We start from the raw sequence: 21542 nt of genomic DNA, 5'->3' as shown, positions 1-21542 counted from the left end.
ATGCTCGCCCGACGCAATCCGCAACTCAACAAGAACGGCGAGCTGATCCACCTGCTCTCCATCGAAGGCCTGCCCCGGGACATCCTCACGCAGATCCTGGACACCGCCGCCAACTTCGTCAGCGTGGGCGACCGCGAGGTCAAGAAGGTGCCGCTGTTGCGCGGCAAGAGCGTGTTCAACCTGTTCTTCGAGAACAGCACGCGCACGCGCACCACCTTCGAGATCGCGGCGACGCGGCTGTCGGCCGACGTGATCAACCTGGACATCGCGCGCTCCTCGGCCGCCAAGGGCGAATCGCTGCTGGACACCATCGCCAACCTGTCGGCCATGGCGGCCGACCTGTTCGTGGTGCGGCACAGCGAATCGGGCGCACCGTACCTGATCGCCCAGCATGTGGCGCCGCACGTGCATGTCATCAACGCCGGCGACGGCCGGCACGCGCACCCCACGCAGGGGCTGCTCGACATGTACACCATCCGCCACTACAAGAAGGACTTCAGCAACCTCACGGTGGCCATCGTCGGCGACGTGCTGCACTCGCGCGTGGCGCGCTCGGACATCCACGGCCTGACCACGCTAGGCTGCGCCGAGGTGCGCGTGGTCGGCCCCAAGACCCTGGTGCCCGGCGACATGGCGCAGATGGGCGTGCGCGTGTGCCACACGCTCGAAGAGGGCATCAAGGACTGCGACGTGGTGATCATGCTGCGGCTGCAGAACGAGCGCATGAGTGGCGCACTGCTGCCTTCCAGCCAGGAGTACTTCAAGAGCTTCGGCCTCACGCCCGAGAAGCTCGCGCTGGCCAAGCCCGATGCCATCGTCATGCACCCGGGGCCGATCAACCGCGGCGTGGAGATCGATTCGGCCGTGGTCGACGGCAAGCAGGCCGTGATCCTGCCCCAGGTCACCTTCGGCATCGCCGTGCGCATGGCGGTGATGGGCATCGTTGCGGGAAATGAAGCATGAAGACGCTGATCCAGAACGGCCGCGTGATCGACCCGGCCTCGGGCCGTGACGCCACGGCCGACATCGCCATCGCCTCGGGCCGCATCGTGTCCATCGGCAGCGTGTCGCCCGAATTCAAACCCGACCGCACGCTGGATGCCAGCGGCCTGGTGGTCATGCCCGGCCTGGTGGACCTGTCCATGCGCCTGCGCGAGCCCGGCCACGAGCACGAGGGCATGCTGGAGAGCGAGATGGCCGCGGCCGTGGCCGGCGGCGTGACCAGCCTGGTCTGCCCGCCGGACACCGACCCTGTGCTCGACGAGCCCGGCCTCGTGGAGATGCTCAAGTTCCGCGCCGAGAAGCTGCACCAGGCGCGCGTGTTCCCGCAGGGCGCGCTCACGCGCGGCCTGGCCGGCGAGGTGCTGACCGAGATGGTCGAGCTGACCGAGGCCGGCTGCATCGGCTTCGGCCAGGCCGAGGTGCCGCTGGCCAACACCCAGGTGCTGCAGCGCGCGCTGCAGTACGCGGCGACCTTCGGCTTCACCGTGTTCCTGCGGCCGCAGGACCGCGACCTGGGCAAGGGCGTGGCCGCCAGCGGCCCGCTGGCCACGCGCATGGGCCTGGCGGGCGTTCCCGTGATCGCCGAGACCATCGCGCTGCACACCATCTTCGAGCTCATGAAGGTCACGGGCGCGCGCGTGCACCTGTCGCGCCTGTCCAGCGCCGCCGGCGTCGAGCTGGTGCGCCAGGCGCGGGCCGCGGGTCTGCCCGTCAGCTGCGACGTGAGCATCAACTCGCTGCACCTGACCGACCAGGACATCGGCTACTTCGACAGCCGCGCGCGCGTGAACCCGCCGTTGCGCCAGCAGCGCGACCGCGACGCGCTGCGCGCCGCACTGGCCGATGGCACGGTGCAGGCCCTGGTTTCCGACCACACGCCGGTGGACGCCGACGCCAAGACCCTGCCCTTCGCCGAGGCCGAACCCGGCGCCACGGGCGTGGAGCTGCTGCTGAGCCTGGCCCTGAAGTGGGCCGAGGACGAGGGCGTGCCGCTGCCGCAGGCGCTGGCCACCGTTACGAGCCAGCCGGCCGCGCTGCTGGGCAGCGCGCTCGGCACGCTGCAGGCCAGCCTGGGCCAGCTGGTCGAAGGCGGTGTGGCGGATGTCTGCGTGTTCGACCCGGCCGCGCGCTGGGTGGTGACCGACGAGGCGCTGCAGAGCCAGGGCAAGCACACGGCCTTTACGGGCTACGAGCTGCCGGGCCGCGTGCGCTTCACGCTGGTCGGCGGCCACCTGGCCCACGACGCGGCCTGAGCCCATGCGCCACGCGCGCGCGCTGTGGCGTCTGCTGCGCCTGGTCGGCCATGGAGCGGCCGGCCTGTGGACCATCCGCACGCGCTTTCCGGGCTGGACCCCGCAGCAGCGCGCGCAGGCCGTGCAGGCCTGGGCCGCGCGCGTGCTGGCGCTGTCAGGCATCCGGCTGCAAGTGGACGGCGGGATGGCCGCCGGGCCCGTGCTGCTGGTGGCCAACCACATCTCCTGGCTGGACATCGTGGTCATGCACGCCGCCGGCTACTGCCGCTTCGTCTCCAAGGCCGACGTGGCGCACTGGCCGCTGATCGGCAGCCTGGCGACGGGCGCGGGCACGCTCTACATCGAACGCGCCTCGCGCCGTGACGCCATGCGCGTGGTGCACCACATGCGCGACCGCCTGCTGGCCGGCGATGTGGTGGCGATCTTCCCCGAGGGCACGACCGGCGATGGGCGCGCGCTGCTGCCCTTCCACGCCAACCTGGTGCAGGCCGCGATCAGCGCCGACGCGCCCGTGCAGCCGCTGGCGCTGCGCTTCGCGGAACGCACGGGGGCGACCAGCTTCGCGCCGAGCTTCGTCGGCGACGAGACGCTGGTCGGCTCGGTCTGGCGCACGCTGGCGGCCGAGGGCCTCGTGGCCCACGTGCGCTACGGCGCACCGCAGCAGCACGCGGGCCGCGACCGGCGCGCCTGGGCCCAGGCGCTGCAGGACGAGGTCGAGCGGCTGCACGGCCAGACCTTCTGAACCGGGCTCAACCGCCGCGCGGCGACGGCAGGTAGGCGCCCGAGTCGAACAGCTGGCGCTCGGCCTCGTCGATGCGCCGCACCACGGCCTTGCCCGCGCGGCTGGCCAGCAGCTCCACCAGCGCCTCGGCCAGCGCCAGACCCGCCGCCACGGAGGGGAAGAACGAGGGGCTCGCGATCGTGAACAGCAGCGTCTCATGCGCCAGCAGCGCCAATGGGGAGGCTGCGCTGTCGGTCAAGGCGAGGATCTGGCAACCGGCCGCCCGGCCGGCCTGCGCCACCTGCAGCGCCTCGCGCGAGTAGGGCGCGAAGCTGGCCACCAGCAGCGCATCGCCGCGGGCCATGGCGCGCTGCTGCATCTCCAGCGTGCCGCCCTGGCCATCGACCAGGTGCACGGCGGCGCGGAACAGCCGGTACTGGTAGACGAAGGCGAAGGCGATCGGGAAGCAGGCGCGAAAGCCCGCCGCATGCACCGCGCCGGCCTTCTCCAGCAACGCGCAGGCCTGCTCCAGCCGCGCGGCGCTTTGGTCCTGCGTGGCCTGCAGGTTGCGGCGCTGCACCGCGAACATCTCGCCGGCCAGATCACGCTGGCCCGCGCGGCCGACCAGCCGCTGCGCCCGCGCGCCGTAGGCCTCGCCGCCCAGGCCCATGTCGGCCACGAAGGCGGCCTTGAGCTGCGGCCAGCCCGCGAAACCCAGATGCTGCGCAAAGCGCACCAGCGTGGCCGGCGTGCTGCCCGACTGCAGGCCGATGTGGCGCATCGAGGTCGTGACGACCTCGGCCGGGTGGTCGAGCAGATAGCGGGCCACCTGCTGCAGGGCCGGGCTCAGTTCGGCGAAGCGCTGGCGTAGCTGTTCCTGGATGGTCATGGCTGTTCCGTGGTGATGGAACAAATGTACCGGGCCCCACGCGCCGACCTACACAGGTCGGGTTGACGGAACATTTGTTCCATTCAATAATTACTTCGAAACATTAGTTCCATTCCCTTCGACCACCGCCATGACGCACGTCCTCCACCGCCATCTCCGCCACACCCCGCCCGTCGCCATCTCGGCCCAGGGCATGTGGGTGCACGACGCCCAGGGCCGGGCCTACCTGGACGCCTGCGGCGGCGCCGCCGTGTCCGCGCTGGGCCATGGCCACCCCGATGTGCTGGCCGCCATGCATGCGCAGATCGACCGCCTGGCCTATGCGCACACCAGCTTCTTCACGAGCGAGGCGGCCGAGGCGCTGGCCGACGAACTGGTGCGCGGCGCGCCCGCGGGCCTGGAACAGGTCTACCTCGTGAGCGGCGGCTCCGAAGCCGTGGAGGCCGCGCTGAAGATGGCGCGCCAGTACTTCGTGGAGGTCGGCCAGCCGCAGCGCACGCACTTCATCGCGCGGCGCCAGAGCTACCACGGCAACACGCTGGGGGCGCTGGCCGTGGGCGGCAACGCCTGGCGCCGCGAGCCCTTCGCGCCGCTGCTGGCACCGGCCACGCACGTGGCGCCCTGCTACCCCTACCGCGAACAGCGGGCCGACGAGACACCGGTGCAGTATGGCCAGCGCCTGGCGCGCGAACTCGAAGAGGCCATCCTCGCGCAGGGCCCCGAGCGCGTGATCGCCTTCGTGGCCGAGACCGTGGGCGGCGCCACGGCCGGCGTGCTGACGCCCGTGCCGGGCTACTTCCAGGCCGTGCGCGAGGTCTGCGACCGCCATGGCGTGCTGCTGATCCTGGACGAGGTCATGTGCGGCATGGGCCGCACGGGCACCTTGTACGCGTGCGAGCAGGAAGGTGTCGTGCCCGATCTGCTCACCATCGCCAAGGGCCTGGGCGGCGGCTACCAGCCGGTGGGCGCGGTGCTGGCCCAGCGGCGCATCGTCGAAGCCATGTCGCGCGGCAGCGGTTTCTTCCAGCATGGCCACACCTACCTGGGCCACCCCGTGGCCTGCGCCGCGGCGCTGGCCGTGCAACAGGTGATCCGGCGCGACGGCCTGCTCGCCAAGGTGCGCGACGACGGTGCGCATTTCGGCCGGCTGCTGGAGCAGGCGCTGGGCGCGCATCCGCACGTGGGCGACATCCGCGGCCGCGGCTTCTTCTGGGGCGTGGAGCTGGTGGCCGAGCGCGCCGGCAAGACGCCGTTCGACCCGGCACGCCAGCTGCACGCCCAGGTCAAGAAGGTCGCCATGGCGCGCGGTCTGATGGTCTACCCCATGGGCGGCACCGTGGACGGCCGCCAGGGCGACCACGTGCTGCTGGCGCCGCCCTTCATCGCCACGCGTGCCGACCTGGAACGCATCGCCGGCCTGCTGGCCGAGGCCATTGCTGCGGCCACCCAGGCCGCCGGCTGAACGCCACGCCCCCTCCCCCCACCCACCTGGAGCCCCCCCATGTCCACCACCCGCATCGCCGCCGCCGCCCTGGCGTTCCTGGCCCTGGCCGCGCAGGCCCAGGAGGCCACGCTCAAGAAGATCAAGGAGAGCGCCAGCATCACGCTGGGCCACCGCGAATCCTCGTTCGGCTTCTCCTACAACGATGGCAGCGGCAAGCCCGTGGGCTACAGCATCGACATCTGTCTGCGCATCGTCGATGCCATCCAGGCCGAACTGGGCCTGCCCAAGGTCGAGGTCAAGTACCAGATGGTCACCTCGCAAAACCGCATTCCGCTGGTGGTCAACGGCACCGTGGACATCGAGTGCGGCTCCACCACCAACCTGGTCGAGCGGCAAAAGCAGGTGGCGTTCTCGCCGGACATCTTCCGCTACAACGTGCGCATGCTGGTCAAGGCCGATTCGGGCCTGCGCAGCATCGCCGACCTGCAGGGCAAGAGCGTGGTGACGACCACGGGCACCACCTCGTTCCGCCTGCTGCGCGAGGCCGACAAGGGTCGCAACCTGGAGATCACGCCCATGGCCGGCAAGGACCATGCGGACTCCTTCCTGCTCGTGGAAAGCGGCCGTGCGCATGCCTTCGTGCTCGACGACATCCTGCTGGCCGGCCTGGTCGCCACGGCCAAGAACCCCAAGGACTTCCTCATCACGGGCGAGTCGCTGCGCACCGAGAACCAGGCTCTGATGTACCGCCGGGACGAGCCCGCGCTCAAGGCCATCGTCGACCGCGTGGTGGGCGGCATGATGCAATCGGGCGAAATGGACAAGCTCTACCAACGCTGGTTCATGTCCCCGATCCCGCCCAAGGGCGTGAACATCAACTACCCGCTGAACGCCGAGACGCGCGAAGCCTTCGCCAACCCCTCCTCCAAAGGCATCTGAGCCCATGCCCCGCATCGCCCTCATCCACGCCCTGGCCCATTCGGTCGCGCCCGTCAACGCGGCGTTCGAACGCGATTGGCGCGAGGCGCACCGCATGAACCTGCTGGACGACAGCCTGTCGGCCGACCTGGCCGCCAGCGGCCGCGGCCTGGACGCGGCCATGCATGCGCGCTTCGAGCGCCTGGCCGATTACGCGGTCGACTGCGGCGCCGAGGGCATCCTGTTCACCTGCTCGGCCTTCGGCCCCTGCATCGAAGCCGTCGCCAGGCGCCATGCCGGCATCCCCGTGCTCAAGCCCAACGAGGCCATGGTCGAAGAGGCCGCGGCCGGCAGCGGGCCGCTGGGCCTGGTGGCGAGCTTCGCGGCGACGCTGCGCTCCATGCCGGAGGAGTTCCCGGCCAACGTGCCGCTGGAATTGGCGCTGGCCGAGGGCGCATTGGAGGCGCTCAACGCGGGCGACGGCGCCCGGCACGACGCGCTGGTCGCCGAGCAGGCCAGAGCGCTGGCCGCGCGCGGCTGCACGCGCATCGCGCTGGCGCAGTTCAGCATGGCGCGGGCGCAGGGGGTGGTCGCCGCCGCTACAGGCTTGCCGGTGCTGACGACGGTGGACAGCGCCGTGCGGGCGCTGCGCGCGCAGCTGCGCCGGCACAACGGTGCACAAACATAATTTCACGTTTCTCGTATGCAATCGAAGGCTGCATTTTTCAGGGAGAAATTCGTCACGCGCTGAATACAAAAGTAACAAGACGATACGAGGGCACGGCACCCCCGCCGTTCAGGAGCGCCTTCCATGTCGTCACCAGCATCTGCACCGCGCCGTCGCGGCCGCCGCACCACCCTCGTCTGCTGGCTGCTCACTGCAGGCAGCGTCGGGATGGCCCAGGTCCTACCGCCGACCGACGCCGCCGTGGAGGAACTGCGCAGGCAGGAACGCCAGCGCCTGCTGCGCGAGCAGTTCGAACGCGGCGCCGACGTGCGGATGCCGCAGCCAGAGCTCCCGGTCGCCGGCCGCCTGCCAAGTGACGAGCAACCGTGCTTTCGCATCGATGCTTTGGTGCTGCAGGGCGCAGAGCCCTTTGCCTGGCTCTCCGCGGCCGCGGCCGGTCCCGACGCCGATGACAGCCCAATCGGACGCTGCCTGGGCACCCAGGGCATCAACACAGTGCTGGCACGCTTGCAGCAGGCCCTGGTGGCGCACGGCTGGATCACCTCGCGCGTTCTGGCCGCACCACAGGACTTGTCCACGGGCCAGCTGCAGCTGACCGTCGTTCCGGGCCGCATTGCCGCCATCCGCGGCGTCACTGGCGCCACCGCGGCCGGCCTGCGCAGCGCCGTGCCGGCCGCCCCCGGCGACCTGCTGAACCTGCGCGACATCGAGCAGGGGCTGGAGAACCTCAAGCGCCTTCCGACGGTGGAGGCCGATATCCGCATCGAGCCGGCCCAGGGCGAGGGCGCCGGGCCCGGCGACAGCGACCTGGTCATCGACGTCCGCCGCGTCCCGCGCGCGCTGGGTCCGCTGCGCGTGGCGCTGGGCCTGGACGACAGCGGCACACGCGCCACCGGCCGGTTACAGGCCAACGCCACGCTGGCCTGGGACGGCCCGCTCGGTCTCAACGATCTGGCCTACCTGAACCTGCAGCGCGGCATGTTCAATCCGCAGGGCCGCGGCACCGGCGGCGCCACGCTGCACTACTCCATCCCATACGGCGACTGGCAGTTCGGCACCACGGCCAGCCGCAACCGCTACCACCAGCGCGTGGCCGGATTGCAGCAGGACTACGTCTACGCGGGCACGACACGCAACATCCAGGCGCAGCTCACCCGGCTGCTGCACCGCGACCAGCGCCACAAGACCAGCCTGACGCTGGGCGCGTTTCGCCGCAGCAACAGCAGCTTCATCGACGACACGGAAATCGAGGTGCAGCGTCGTGTGGTGGGCGGCTGGTCGCTCGAGCTGGCGCACCGCACCTTCATTGGGCTCGCGGATGGCAACACGGCGACGCTGGATGCCAGCGTGGGCTGGCGCCGCGGCACCGGGGCCTTCGGCGCACAGCCGGCGCCGGAGCAAGCGTTCGGCGAGGGCACGGCCCGCTTTGCGCTCGCCACGGCAGAGGCCTCCCTGCAACTGCCGCTGCAAGGGGGCACGCAACGCCTGGCCTACACCGGCCAGTTCCGCGCACAGTGGAACCGCACGCCTTTGGCACCGCCCGAGCGCTTCGGCATCGGCGGTCGCTACACCGTGCGTGGTTTCGACGGCGAGAGCAGCCTGCTGGCCGACCGCGGCTGGCTGCTGCGCAACGAACTGGCCTGGTCGCTCGGCGCCAGCGGTGCTGCGCTGTACGCCGGCCTGGACTTCGGCCGCGTCGGTGGCTCCTCCGCGCGCCATCTGCCCGGCCGCAGCCTGGCGGGTGCGGTGCTGGGACTGCGTGGCCAGCACGGTGCCTTGGGCTGGGATCTGTTCGCCGGCACCCCGCTGCGCAAGCCGCAGGCCATGCACAGCCATTCCCCAAGCCTCGGCTTCAGCCTGCAGCTGAGCCACTGACATTCCATACGGCCAGAGAAGGAAGGTTCACCATGAACAAGCATTTGCACCGCATCGTCTTCAACGCCGCACGCGGCGTGCGCATGGCTGTCCAGGAAACGGCGCGCAGCGCCGGCAAGGCGGCAAGCGGCACGACCACGCTCGCGGCCACCGTGCTGGCCACGTTGGCAACAGGGCCAGCCATGGGCCAGATCGCCGCCGATCCCAATGCGCCCGGCTCCCTGCGCCCCACCGTGCTGGCCGCCCCAAGCGGCGCGGCACTGGTCAACATCCAGACGCCGAGCGCAGCCGGCGTCTCGCGCAACCTGTACCGGCAATTCGACGTCGGCCCGCAGGGGGCGGTGCTCAACAACAGCCGCACGGCCGCGCAAACACAGCTGGCCGGGCAGGTGGCGGGCAATCCTTGGTTGGCGCGGGGTCCGGCTCGCGTCATCCTGAACGAGGTCAACAGCGCCGACCCCAGCCGCCTGCGCGGCTACGTGGAGGTGGCCGGCCAACGCGCCGAGGTCGTGATCGCCAACCCGTCCGGCATCCAGGTCGACGGCGCCGGCTTCATCAACACCAGCCGCGCCACGCTCACCACCGGCACGCCCCAGTTCGGTGCTGGCGGCACGCTCGATGGTTTCCTGGTGCGGGGCGGCACCATCGTCATCGAAGGTGCCGGACTGGATGCGGCCAGCACCGATTACGTGGCCATCCTCTCGCGCGCCTTGCGCGTCAACGCCGGCATCTGGGCCAGCGAGCTGAAGGCGGTTGCGGGCGCGGACGGCGTCTCCAGCGCAAGCGGTTCCACACCGGCGTTCGCGCTGGACGTGTCAGCGCTCGGCGGCATGTACGCCGGCAAGATCACACTGGTCGGCACCGGCGCTGGCGTCGGCGTGCGCAATGCCGGGCACATCGGCGCCGGCGCCGGCGCCGGCGGGTTGGTCGTCACCGCCGCGGGCCGGCTGGAGAACACCGGCACGCTGGAGGGTGGCCGCGTCGAGCTCGCCAGCGGCGAGGACGTCCACAACCGCGGTGGCCGCATCCACCAGGCCGGCAACATGGCCTTGCAGCTCGCGGGCACCATGGTGCGCAACAGCGACGGCGGACAGATCGGGACTCCGCCGCCCGCAGCGCCCAGCGCAAGCAACGCGAGCGCAGTCCCGGCGGCAAGCGCGCCCGCCGCGGCACCCGATGCCGCAGCCGTTGTCGATCCAGCGCAGCAGGCGATCCCTCCCGCCAGTGCACCTGGCAGCGTCACCGCCCAGGGCATGCTGCACAACGAAGGTGGGCGCATCGACGCAGCCGGCACCATCGCGCTGCAGGCGCACGACATCGACAACGCGGGCGGCGCTCTGCACATCGACCGTCTGTCCTTCGACGGACGCCACTTCGGCAATGCCGGTGGCCAGCTCAGTGTGCGGGGCGACTTCAGCGTCAATGCCGAGCGCTTCGACAACGCTGGCGGCCAACTGCAAGCCGGCCGCGTCGCCATCGCGAGCCGCAGCACGCTGGACAACCGCGGCGGCGAGATCGCCACCACGGGCGCCGATCTGGCCTTGCGAGCCGGCACGCTGGCCAATGCCGGTGGTCGCATCGAGGTGGCTGGCAATGGCCGCCTGTCGGTCGATGCCGATCAGTTCGACGGTGGCAACGGAACGCTGCAGACCGGTGGCACATTGGCGTTGCGGGCACGCGAAGCGACGCACGGCGGCCAACTGCAGGCCGGGCAGGTGACGGTCGAGGCCACGCGCTTGCGCAACAGCGGCCAGATCATTCAAACCAGCACAGAGCCGATGCGCCTGGCAGCCAGCGAGGCGCTCGACAACCGTGGCGGCAACATCACGGGCCATGGCGTCGACATGGCCGTGCAGACGGCCCATCTGTCCAACCACGGCGGTCAGATCGCGCATGTAGGAGCCGGGCAGCTGAGCATCCAGGCCGAGCGGCTGGACGGTGGCGATGGCATCATCGCCAGCGATGCCTACCTCTCCGTGCAGGCTGGCCAGCTGCAGCAGGGTGGACGCATGCAGGCGGCTCGGATCGAGGTGGCAGCCACACGCCTGGACAACCGCGGCGGCGACATCGTGCAGACCGGTGAAGCCGCCATGCGCATCACTGCCAAGGCACTGGACAACAGCGGCGGGCGCATCGCCACGAACGCCGCCGACCTGCGCATCGAGACCGCGACGCTGGACAACCGTGCCGGCAGCATCACGCACGCCGGCCTCGGTCAACTGGACCTGCGCGCCGACCGCCTCGACGGCGATGGCGGACACATCGCCAGCAACGGCGCCCTGCACCTGCAGGCCACCGAGGTCGTCCATGGCGCCGGCGCCACGATGTCGGCAGAACAGATCACGCTGGAAGCAGGGCGCCTGGCCAATGCCGCCGGCGAGATCGTGCAGCGTGGCAGCCAGGCCATGCGCATCGCGGTGCGCGAGGACCTGGACAACCGCGGTGGCCGAATCGTGGGCCATGCCAACGACATGGAACTCCGGGCCGGCCAGCTCGCCAACGCCGGCGGCAGCATCGCCCATGCCGGCAGCGGCGTGCTCGGCATCACGACCGGCCAGCTCGACGGCGGCGACGGTCGCATCCTCGGTGATGGCAGCCTGCAGCTGCAAGGCACGCAACTGACGCTGGCCGGCAGCGTGCAAGCCCGGCAGATCACCATCGCGACCGCCACGCTGGACAACCGCGGTGAGATCGTGCAGACCGGAGAAGCCAGCATGCGGCTGTCCGCCAGTGGCAGGCTTGCCAACCAGGGCGGCCGCATCGCGGCCAATGCACGCGATCTCCAGATCAGCGCCGGCGCCTTGGACAACACCGGCGGCACCATCGAACACGCCGGCACGGGTGGGTTGCAGATCCAGGCCGATCGCCTGGATGGCAACGGCGGCCGCATCGTCGGCAATGGTCTGCTGCAGATCGAGGCGAAGCAGATCGCCCACGGTCAGGGCGCCAGCATGGCTGCAGAGCACATCGCCGTGGTCGCCACCCGCCTGGACAATCAGGCCGGCGAGATCGTGCAGCGCGGCGCACAGGCCATGTCCATCACCGCCAGCGAAACGCTGGACAACCGCGGTGGCCGTATTGCCGGCAATGCGCGCGACATGGCGCTGCAGTCCGCACACATCGCCAACGATGGCGGCCACGTGGTCCATACGGGCAGCGGCCGACTGGCCATCGACGCCGCCCATCTGGAGGGCGGCAGCGGCCACATCGCCAGCAACGGCGTGCTGGCACTGCAGGCCGATACCGTCGCCAACCAGGGAAGCATGCAGGCGGCGCAGATCGGCATGGCTTCCCGGATCCTCGACAACCGCGGCGGGCAGATCACGCAAACCGGCAACCAGGCCATGCGGCTGCACGCCACGCAAGCGCTGGACAACACGGGCGGCAGCATCGCCGGCAATGCCCGGGACATGGAACTGCGGTCTGCGTCGATCACAAACGGTGCAGGCCACATCGAACATGCCGGCAGCGGTCAGCTGGCGATCCACGCCGAGACATTGCACGGCGGCGACGGCAGCATCGTCGGCAACGCTGCACTTGCGCTGCGGGCCGGGCAGATCACGCATGGTGGCCACATGCAGGCGGACCGCATCGACATCCAGGCGGCCACGCTGGACAACCGCGGCGGCCAGATCGTGCAGACCGGGATGGCGGACATGCAAGTCGCCGTCGCGGCACAGCTCGACAACCGCGGCGGCCGCATTGCCGGCAACGCGCGCGGCATGGACATCACGGCGGCGGCCCTGGCCAACGCCGGCGGCGAGATCGCGCATGCCGGCACCGGTCGTCTCGCCATCGCCGCGGAACAGCTCGACGCCAACGATGGCCGCATTTTGGGCAACGGCGAATTGCACGTGCAGACACGCAGCCTGTCCCACAGCGGCACCATGCAGGCCGACCGCGTCGTGATCGAGGCCGGCACACTGGCCAACACGGGCCTGATCGCCCAGACCGGCGAAGCCACCATGCAAGTCCGCGCCACCGGCATGCTGGACAACCGCGGCGGGCGCATCGCCGGCAACGGCCACGAGATGGCGCTGCAGGCCGAGCAGTTGAACAATGCAGGCGGCCACATCGCGCATGCCGGCAGCGGCCAGCTAGCCATCACGGCCGCACAGTTCGACAACGGCAACGGCGAAGTCATCGGCAACGGCACGCTGGCGCTGCAGGCCTTCGACGTGCACAACGCGGGTCGCATGCACGCGACGCGCATCGCCATCGACGCCGGCAACCTCGCCAACAGCGGCGAGATCCTTCACACCGGGGCCGGCCAGGCGCGCGTCGCGGTCAGCGCGACGCTGGACAACCGAGCCGGGCTGATCGGCACCGCGGCAGGCGCCGGTGCCGACCTGACCCTGTCGGCCGCGCAGGTGCAGAACCAGGGCGGGCGGCTGCAGGCGGATGGCACGCTGGCCCTGCGCGCGGCGGCCGACCTGCACAACACCGGGGGCCTGCTGCGCGGCGGCAAGGCGCTGGACGTTGCGCTGGGTGGGCAACTGCGCAATGCCGGCGGCGCGCTGGAAGCCACCGGTGCTGGCGCATCCCTGGCGTTGCAGGCCGCAGCCATCGACAACCAGGATGGACGCATCGTCAACACCGGCAATGGCACCAGCCGCATCGTGGCCACCACGATCGTCAATGCCGGCGCCGCCGGCCTGATCGGCAGCAACGGTGCGTTGCAGCTGACGGCCGCCACACTGGACAACCTGGCCGGCGCGCAACTCTCGGCCGGCCAGGCGCTGGATCTGTCCGTCACGGAACTGGTGCGCAACCGCGGCAGCCTGGCCAGCGACGGCGGTCTCACCATGGAACAGGCGAATGCCCGGCTGGACAACGCCGGTGGCAGCATCGTCGCGGCGGGCCCTGTTCGCATCGCTGTCGCACAAGTGCAGAACGACGGCGGCCGCATTGCCACGGCGACAGGTTCACAGGCCGACCTGGCGATTGCGACGGGCAGCCTGTCGAACCTGGAAGGCACCCTGTCCAGCGACCGCGACCTGATCCTGCAGATCGACGGCGACCACGCACATACCGGGCTGGCTTATGCAGCGCGCGACCTCTCTCTGACAGTCGGTGGCGCGCTGCGCAACGGCGGCCTCCTGCGCGCTGGCGGCACCCTCGCCGCCCAGGCTCGGAGCATGGACAACATGGCAGGCGCGGCCATCGAGGCCGGGCAGGTGGCCCTGCACGCCGCCGGCGCTTTGCACAACGGCGGCGAGATCGGTGCAGGCAGTGCCGCACTGCACGCCGACGCGCTGAACAACCAGGGCGCGATCACGGCGGTTGCGCTGTCCATCACGGCACGCACGTTGGACAACGTTGGACCGCAGGCGCTGCTCGGCGCCACCGACGATCTGGCGCTGCAGGCCGCCCAGGCCCTGTCGAACACCGATGGCGCCAACATCTATGCCGGCCGCGACATCGGCATCGCCACGGGCGCGCTGCTGAACCGCAGCGCCACCATCGAGGCCGGTCGTCACATCGACATCGACGCGGCCACGGTGTTGAACGAACGGCCTGGCGTGGCCGTGCAGCGCATCGTCACGCTGGAAGAGAACCATACGATGCGCATGCCGTCGTGGTGGCAGAACCGCGACAGGAATGGCAGGGGCTACACACCGGAAGGCACCAACTACTCCGCCTACCAGGTGTCCTACGTCAACCCTGCAGACATCCTGGAGCAAAGCACCGTCTACACCCCCGACGGCTACGCGATCGGCCGCGTGGTGGTGCGCACCCACGCCAATGACACGGTGTTCTTCAGCGGACGCGCCGGCCTCGCATCGGCCGACGGCAAGCACTGGGGCCAGGCCGAACGCATGAGCGGCTCTGACGGAACACGCGTGCTGTACTACACGGCGCGCCAGGATGGCATGCCCAACCCGGACCAGGTTCCCGGCGTCACCAGCGGCGTCTGGGAAGACGCGCAAGTGCACACGATGGACACCTCGCGCGTCACGTTCAACCCCGCCTACGGCAGCTGCTCCACCAACTGCGTGCGCTTCGTCGCGCCGCTGGACTACGTGGATCCGAACACGACCATCATCCGCGACACACAGAGCGTGCTGGGGCCCAACACCGCGCTGTACGAATTGCAACGCGACGCCCATGTCACGGCCACCGAAGACCGCCTCGCGCCCGGAGCCGGCAGCGCCGGCCGCATCGCCGCCGGCGGCGACATCCGCGTCAACTTCTCCGGCTGGATGCGCAACGACCACAGCGACATCGTGGCAGGCGGCGCACTCGCCCTGCACGGCACCGACGGCGCCGCCTTCGAGAACCGTGCCACGACGCTGCTGCGCACCTGGCGCTTCGACGGCACGCACCACTATGCCAACGGCACGTCGGCCGCCTACCGTCAGCCGGACAAGACCGAGGTCATTGGCAGCATCGGTGCGGTGGTGTCGGGCCAGCAGGTCGACATCCAGGCTGGCAGCATCCGCAACGTCGACACCTCTGCCGGCAACCATGCCAATCTCACGACGGATCTGCGCCTAAGCTCCGGGACCACGCCGCAGGCCGGCACGACGCGACGCATCCAGAACGGCATGCTGGCCGCACAGTCCGGCAGCGGCGTCAGCGTCCACGCGCAGGCGGTAAACCAGCTCGCGGCCAGCGCCACCGTAGGCCGCTCGGAAGGCGCGGTGCATGGCGGGACGGCACAGGGCGCCGGCGTCACCCTGGCGGGCGGCACCGACATCGCCACGCGTGCGCAGGCCAGCGCGGGCGGCAGCGGTCTGTTCCAACTGCAGCCCGCGGCAGCGGGCGCGACGCTCTACACCACGCACCCCCGCTTTGCCAATGCCAAGCCCTGGGTTTCCAGCGACAGCATGCTGCAGACCCTCGGACTGGACCCGGCGCTGGTGCTCAAGCGCCTGGGCGATGGGTTCATGGAGCAGCAGCGCATCCGCGAGCAGGTCACCGCGCAGACCGGCCGGCGCCATCTGGCGGGCTACAGCGACGACGACGCCCAGTACGCCGCCCTGCTGAACGCCGGCGCATCGTTCGCCCAGGCCCTGGACCTGCGTGTGGGCGTGGCGCTGACCGCCGCGCAGATGGCCCAGCTCACCAGTGACATCGTGTGGCTCGAGCGCCAAAGCGTCACCCTGCCGGACGGCAGCACGCGGGACGTGCTGGCCCCGCGCCTGTACCTGGCCCATCTGGGAGAAGGTACGGTCCGACCGCATGGCGCGCTGGTGACCGGCGACGACGTGCGCCTGCAAGGCCAGGACATCCTGAACCGCGGCGGCGTGATCGGCCAGGCGTCCACGGGTCGCACCGTGCTCGTAGCCGGTCGCGACATCGTCAACCAGGGCGGCACCGTGCAAGGGCAGGACGTGGCTCTGGTGGCCGCGCGGGATGTGCGCAACGAGAGTCTGGCGATCACCCAGGACTGGAGCGCGTCGAATGCGCGGGCCAGCGTCGTCGGCAGCCACACAAGCTTGTCGAACACTGCGCGCATCGAGGCCGGCCGGACCCTGCAGATCCAGGCTGGACAGGACGTGCAGGACACCGCCGGGCACATCGCCGCCGGCGGCACGGCCCGCGTCCAGGCCGGCCGCGACATCGTCTTCGGCACGCTGGACAGCGGGCACGACAGCCGCATGCAGATGGGGCGCGCCAGTGTCACCAGCAGCAGCCGCCAGGCCCATGCGGGACAGATCGGCGCGCGCGATGACCTGGTGCTGTCGGCCGGGCGCGACCTGCACTTGAACGGGACTCAGGCACGTGCCGGTGGCGATGCGCTGCTGGCCGCCGGTCGGGAGCTGGACCTGCAGGCCGTGGCCAGCACCTCCAGCAGCGATCTGCGCAACGACCCTGCCGGCTCGCGCTACCGCCAGACCCACAACCAGACCACGGTGCAGGGTGCCAGCGTGCAGGCCGGCAATGGTTTGTCCATGCGCGCGGGCGCCCTGGAGTCGGGTGACCTCAAGGTCACTGGCAGCACGCTGAGTGCGAAGGACGACGTGCAACTGAGCGCCAGCCGCGACGTGGTGTTGGCCTCCGCACAGACCAGCAGCCTCATCGACCACTACACACACAGCAAGCGCAGTGGCCTGTTCTCCAAGAGCGCCACCACGGAGCGCGACGTCGTCAGCGTCTCGGGCGTGGCGGGCAGCAGCGTCAGTGGCAACACCGTGGCCATCGGCGCAGGCCGCGACATCGTGGCACAGGCAGCCCTTCTGCAGTCCGAAGGCGCCATGCAGCTGGCCGCCACGCGCGACATTGCCCTGACGACGGCGGACCAGACGGTCACCGAAACCCACTTCAAGGACGTGCGCAAGAGCGCAACCGGGCTGGGCAAGATCACCGGCCTGGCCTTGGGAGGCGGTTCGTTGGGACAGACAGCCATCGTTGGCGGCAAATTCATCAGCAGCAACGCGGCCATGAACGACGCCACCCAGACGCGCACGGATGCCATCGGCACCACGGTCTCGGCCGGCAGCCTGCAGATGGCGAGCGGCCGTGACATCACCGTGCAAGGCGCCACCCTGGTGGCGGACCACGACATCACCGCAATGGCAGGGCGCGATCTCACCATCGAAAGCGCGCAGAACAGCTACAGCACCGGCAACCGCGTCGCGACCAGCCGCAGCGGCTCCGTCGGCACGTTCACCAACCCTGCGCTGGGAAACATCAAGCAAAGCCAAAGCAGCCAGGGCAGCGGCGTCACCCAGTCCGCCAGCCGGGTCGCCAGCCTGCAGGGCGATGTGACCTTGATGGCGGGCGGCACCTATGCGCAGACCGCGAGCAGCGTGTTGGCCGCCGGCCAAGGTGGCACTCTTCTGGGTGGCGACGTGCACATCCAGGCCCGTAACGTCGTGATCGGCGAAGCCTTCAACACCAGCGCTTCCAGCAGCCACAGCCGATCGAGCAGTACGGTGCTGGGCGGCAGTGCCAGCGTGGCCGGCATCAGCACCGACACGCTGCGAAGCGCCGGCAGCACATTGCAGGCGATGAGCAGCACCAGCGATGGCCGCATGCAGGCCTTGGGCGCAGTGAACCTGGCTCTGCAAGGGAAGCAGGCCTACGACGCGGCCGCCTCCATTGCCAAGGGCGCGGTGGGCTACAAGGTCAGCGCCAGCATCAGCCACAGCAAGAGCGAAAGCCAAAGCACGGCGAGCAGCCGCGAAGCGGTCGGCTCCAGCATCGTCGGGGCGGACCAAGTCCACATCCTGGCCACCGGTGGCGCTGCCGACTCCAACATCCAGGTGGTCGGCTCCACCATCGGCGCGGGCAGCACGGCCCATCTGCAGGCCGACAACGCCGTCAGCCTGCAAGCCAGCCAGAGCACCTGGGAGCAGCAAAGCAGCAACCGCAGCAGCGGCGCGAGCGTGGGTGTGGGCTTTGGCGTCGGCGCGCAGACCGGCTTCACCATCGAGTTGGGCGTCAGCAAGGGCAAGGGGACCCAGAACGGCAGCGAAGTGCTGCACACCAACACGCACGTCACGGGAGGCCAATCGGTGCACATCGTCAGCGGTGGTGACACGACGCTCAAGGGCGCAGTGGTCGATGCGCCTCAGATCAGCGCCAATGTAGGAGGCGACCTGCGCATCGAGAGCCTGCAGGACACGAGCGAGCAGATCGCGCGGCAGAGCAGCTCGGGCCTGAACCTGAGCCTGTGCATCCCGCCGATTTGCTATGGCACGTCAACCGCGAGCGGCAGCGCCGCGGCGGCCAGGGCCAATGGCAGCTACGCCAGTGTGGTGGAGCAAAGCGGTATCAAGGCCGGCGATGGAGGCTTCCAGGTGCAGGTGCACGGCACTACCGATCTGAAGGGCGGTGTGATCAGCAGCACGCAGGCGGCGATCGATGCGAAGTTGAACGAGTTCAACACAGCGAGCCTGACCAGCAGCGACATTCAGAACCACAACGTCCACAAGGCCAGCAGCTATGCGGTAAGCGGCAGCTTCTCAACGGGGCTGGGTAACCAGGAGTCAGCGAAAACTGAGGACGAAAAAAAGGCCGCCAATCAAGCCACCAAGACGACACCAGGCGGCGGTGCCGGAGCCGGGCTTGTGAGCGTCAGCGAGAGCAGCACGACGTCTTCAGGCATCAGTGGCATTGCAGGCGACACCGGAGCGAGAACGGGAGACGCCAGCAGCACCGGGGCGCTGGTCAAGGACTGGAATGCACAGGCGCTCCTTAAGGACGTGCAGGCTCAGGCCCAAATTACGCTGACGTTCAATCAGCTCGCCCCCAGTGCGGCGGCTACCTATGCAAGCAATCAAGTCGAGAAGCTCAATAAACAAGCATCAGAAGAACAAGACCTTGCAAAAAAGGAGGAACTGCTCAGTGAGGCAAAGAAGTGGGAAGAAAATGGAAAATACAACATTGCCATGAACATCATTATCGGCGCAGCCGGCGAAGGCATGACAGGCGCAATGACCAGCGCAACAAAAGAAGCCCTATCATGGGCAGCAGACCAGATGCGGCAGGCGATGATCGAGGATTCAAAGAAATTTCCAGGAATTTGCGATTCAAATAACTTCTGTCTAGACAATAAATCCGGAAAAAGTGCAGGTGTTAACGGTGACAAGTTTAAGCTGGCAGGCGGCCGATTGGACATTGAGGAAATATGCAAAGACAACAGGTGTGCCAAAGGATCCTCCCCGGGAACCTGGAAGACAGACGAGAATGGAAAGATAATAATGAATCCTTATGACAAGGATAACAACAAAGTTGACTTAGCTGCCTTGCTTGAAGCCAACCCCCAGTGGCGCAGCCCCCTAGGCGGCTTGCAAGGCGGCCCCGGGAAATTCATGCTCTTGGGAAACTACGCACCCGATAGTGTTCGGGACAAGATTTCTGAGGCTTATGCCGGTGCCCACGACATGCTTAATAGCGGAACTTGGTATGGTCTGGATGGAAACATCAAACCGGGCATGACCGAATCCGAAAAGATCATCGGCGAAGCAAAAAATCAGCTTAATGTTCTGCTTGCAACACCATTTGCGCTTAGCGTCCTACTGCCGACAGAGGTCTGGACCGCTATAGGAACTGCATTGAAGAAATAATGATTAATTCACACCAAAAATTGGTCTCTGCCAGCCTCTTCGCGCTATTTCTGACAGGGTGCTCGATCAGTCCCAAACAAGACCCTTCTCTTATTGAATGGAACCCCGTCAACTTATCAATCACAGGCTGCCCAGATATCTCCGGAAGCTACCAAAATAATAGAAACATACTAATCCCCCAATTCACCGTTGAAGGCTTTCCAGCCAGAGAACGAAGATATGGACTCACGCAACACAAGCCTATACCCTCCAAAAAAGTTGAAGCGGTAAAAAAAGCTATGCCCGGACAGAAATTTTCCGATGGCGACAAAACCTACACCTATTCAGATTACTCGGACTTCTACAAGACCTCTTACGTCGTCATTCGACAGACAAAGAACGCGTTGATTCTCTATTTAAAGGGCGACGACACGCACATATACGAGGAATACGAAGTTCCCCTGGCCCTCCCACAAATTGGGTGCGTGGAAGGCAAGATCGTCATTCGGGAAATTAGCGCCAGTTATGGGGGCGAGGGCATACTGGGCTCAGCTTATGCTACTGAGGCGCGAGTCAGAAAACTTTCGAACGGCAGCCTAGAAGTCGAAAGACAGACGCGAAAGTGGTACTACAGTACTCGGGGGCTAATTGGAATTGGCGCTGATGGATATGCTTTTGGAAGCGAACCAAAAAGATCAGAGGCACTCTTGATATTTCCTATGATCGAAGGCACCGTTCCGTCCAACCGGCCCTGAAGCAAGGCGCGCAGGCTGCATGGGTTCGACACCAGCCAGCAGGCGCGCGATAGATGCAACTTGAATCAGTTGGCGCGCGAGACCAACATGAATGTGTGCTTCTGCGACCCGCACAGCCCATGGCAGCGCGGCGGCTGCGGGAACACCAACGCGTCCCGACAGCGGCCTCCGGAAGCGTGGACGCGCCCGCATGCGTTATGGGGCCCGCGCGAGCAGGCCATGTCTGATGAAATCGGCTACGCGCGCGCGGCCAAACGGCTGAACTACGCGCCGCCCCCGACGATCACCCGCAGCCCCGCAAGCCGCGAAAAATCGCGGTCGTGCGTGACGAGGGCGGCAGCGCCGACCTCCAGCGCGGTGGCCGCCTGCAAGGCGTCGGGCAGACGCAGCCCCGTGCCGGCACGCAGGCGTGCGGCCGTCACGGCGATGTCCTGCGACACCGGCACCAGTTCGAAGTCAGCCAACACCTTCTCGTAGCGTTTGGCCAGCGCTTCCTGGCCGTGCTTGAACGGCCCGGCCAGCACCTCGGCCACGGCGATGGTCGACAGCGCAATCCGCACGACGCCGCGCTCGTAGGCCTCGAACAAGCCTTCGAAGAGGGGTGCAAACGCCGGGTGACCGTCCAGCAGGTAGATCAGCGGCGCCGAATCCACCACGACGAGGTCATCCTGCTGCAGGCCACCCCAGAGGACGGCCACCGCCGCACGGGCGGACTTCTTGCGAGCCGACGCGCGCGCAGCCGCCATCAGACCCACTCGTCGCGCAGTTTCGCCACAGCCTCCGCCGGCGACGCACCCCACAAACCCCGGCCCGTGCCGCGCAGCGCGAGGAAGCGCGCACGCGGTCGCGCCTGCGCCAGCATCCCGGGCGGCACGATGGCAGCGTAAGGTTTGCCATGGCGCGTCAACAGACTGGGCTCGCCGGCATGCGCGCGCGAGGCCAAGTCAGGCAAGGTGCTGCGCCCTTGTTCGAGTCCAACGGTGTGCAAGGTCATGTCGGC

12 protein-coding genes are annotated in these 21542 nt (G+C 68.4%); 9 read left to right on the top strand and 3 right to left on the bottom strand.

Annotated features, from left to right (window positions below; genetic code table 11):
* Genes IE209_RS00315 through IE209_RS00305 form a run of 3 tightly spaced genes read left to right on the top strand, consistent with a single transcriptional unit; the run spans nt 1 to nt 2997 of the window.
* Complete coding sequence (locus IE209_RS00315; RefSeq protein WP_189685047.1) at nt 1–963, top strand: aspartate carbamoyltransferase catalytic subunit; 963 nt, start codon at nt 1–3, stop codon at nt 961–963.
* Entirely contained in the window at nt 960–2255 is a 1296-nt protein-coding gene (locus IE209_RS00310; protein ID WP_189685046.1) for a dihydroorotase, read from the top strand. Before IE209_RS00315 ends, IE209_RS00310 begins: the two co-directional genes overlap by 4 nt.
* A gap of 4 nt (nt 2256–2259) precedes the next feature.
* Nucleotides 2260–2997, top strand: coding sequence for a lysophospholipid acyltransferase family protein (locus IE209_RS00305; protein WP_189685045.1), 738 nt, complete (start codon nt 2260–2262; stop codon nt 2995–2997).
* A gap of 7 nt (nt 2998–3004) precedes the next feature.
* Here the strand turns inward: IE209_RS00305 and IE209_RS00300 are convergent, their stop codons facing one another.
* Entirely contained in the window at nt 3005–3865 is an 861-nt protein-coding gene (locus IE209_RS00300) for a MurR/RpiR family transcriptional regulator (RefSeq protein WP_189685044.1), read from the bottom strand.
* Between the two features lie 130 nt (nt 3866–3995).
* On the opposite strand from IE209_RS00300, the gene IE209_RS00295 reads away from it, so the two are divergent.
* From IE209_RS00295 to IE209_RS00275, 6 genes are all read left to right on the top strand, one after another.
* A complete protein-coding gene (locus IE209_RS00295) occupies nt 3996–5327 on the top strand; it encodes an aspartate aminotransferase family protein (protein ID WP_189685043.1) in 1332 nt (443 codons plus the stop codon).
* Nucleotides 5328–5366: 39 nt separating this feature from the next.
* A complete protein-coding gene (locus IE209_RS00290) occupies nt 5367–6248 on the top strand; it encodes an amino acid ABC transporter substrate-binding protein (protein ID WP_189685042.1) in 882 nt (293 codons plus the stop codon).
* Between the two features lie 4 nt (nt 6249–6252).
* The gene (locus tag IE209_RS00285; RefSeq protein WP_189685041.1) at nt 6253–6915 is read left to right on the top strand and encodes an aspartate/glutamate racemase family protein; all 663 of its coding nucleotides are present in this window, start codon (nt 6253–6255) and stop codon (nt 6913–6915) included.
* 207 nt (nt 6916–7122) lie between these two features.
* Complete coding sequence (locus IE209_RS33690) at nt 7123–8790, top strand: ShlB/FhaC/HecB family hemolysin secretion/activation protein (RefSeq protein WP_229882623.1); 1668 nt, start codon at nt 7123–7125, stop codon at nt 8788–8790.
* A gap of 32 nt (nt 8791–8822) precedes the next feature.
* Nucleotides 8823–19808: a hemagglutinin repeat-containing protein gene (locus tag IE209_RS00280; protein ID WP_268245945.1), complete on the top strand. Its 10986-nt coding sequence runs from the start codon at nt 8823–8825 to the stop codon at nt 19806–19808.
* Nucleotides 19808–20542, top strand: a complete 735-nt coding sequence (locus IE209_RS00275; protein ID WP_189685039.1) for a hypothetical protein — start codon at nt 19808–19810, stop codon at nt 20540–20542. The genes IE209_RS00280 and IE209_RS00275 overlap by 1 nt, the downstream gene beginning before the upstream one ends.
* Nucleotides 20543–20805: 263 nt before the next feature.
* On the opposite strand, the gene IE209_RS00270 is transcribed toward IE209_RS00275, so the two are convergent.
* Together IE209_RS00270 and IE209_RS00265 are read right to left on the bottom strand one after the other, a co-directional pair.
* Complete coding sequence (locus IE209_RS00270) at nt 20806–21288, bottom strand: type II toxin-antitoxin system VapC family toxin (protein WP_189685038.1); 483 nt, start codon at nt 21286–21288, stop codon at nt 20806–20808.
* The gene (locus IE209_RS00265; RefSeq protein ID WP_189685037.1) at nt 21288–21536 is read right to left on the bottom strand and encodes a type II toxin-antitoxin system Phd/YefM family antitoxin; all 249 of its coding nucleotides are present in this window, start codon (nt 21534–21536) and stop codon (nt 21288–21290) included. Before IE209_RS00265 ends, IE209_RS00270 begins: the two co-directional genes overlap by 1 nt.
* Nucleotides 21537–21542: the final 6 nt, after the last annotated feature.

The organism is Pseudorhodoferax aquiterrae (genome assembly GCF_014652235.1).
GTDB lineage: Bacteria > Pseudomonadota > Gammaproteobacteria > Burkholderiales > Burkholderiaceae_C > Pseudorhodoferax > Pseudorhodoferax aquiterrae.
Note: the sequence above shows the minus strand (reverse complement) of the source record. Positions and strands in the feature narration are given on the sequence as shown.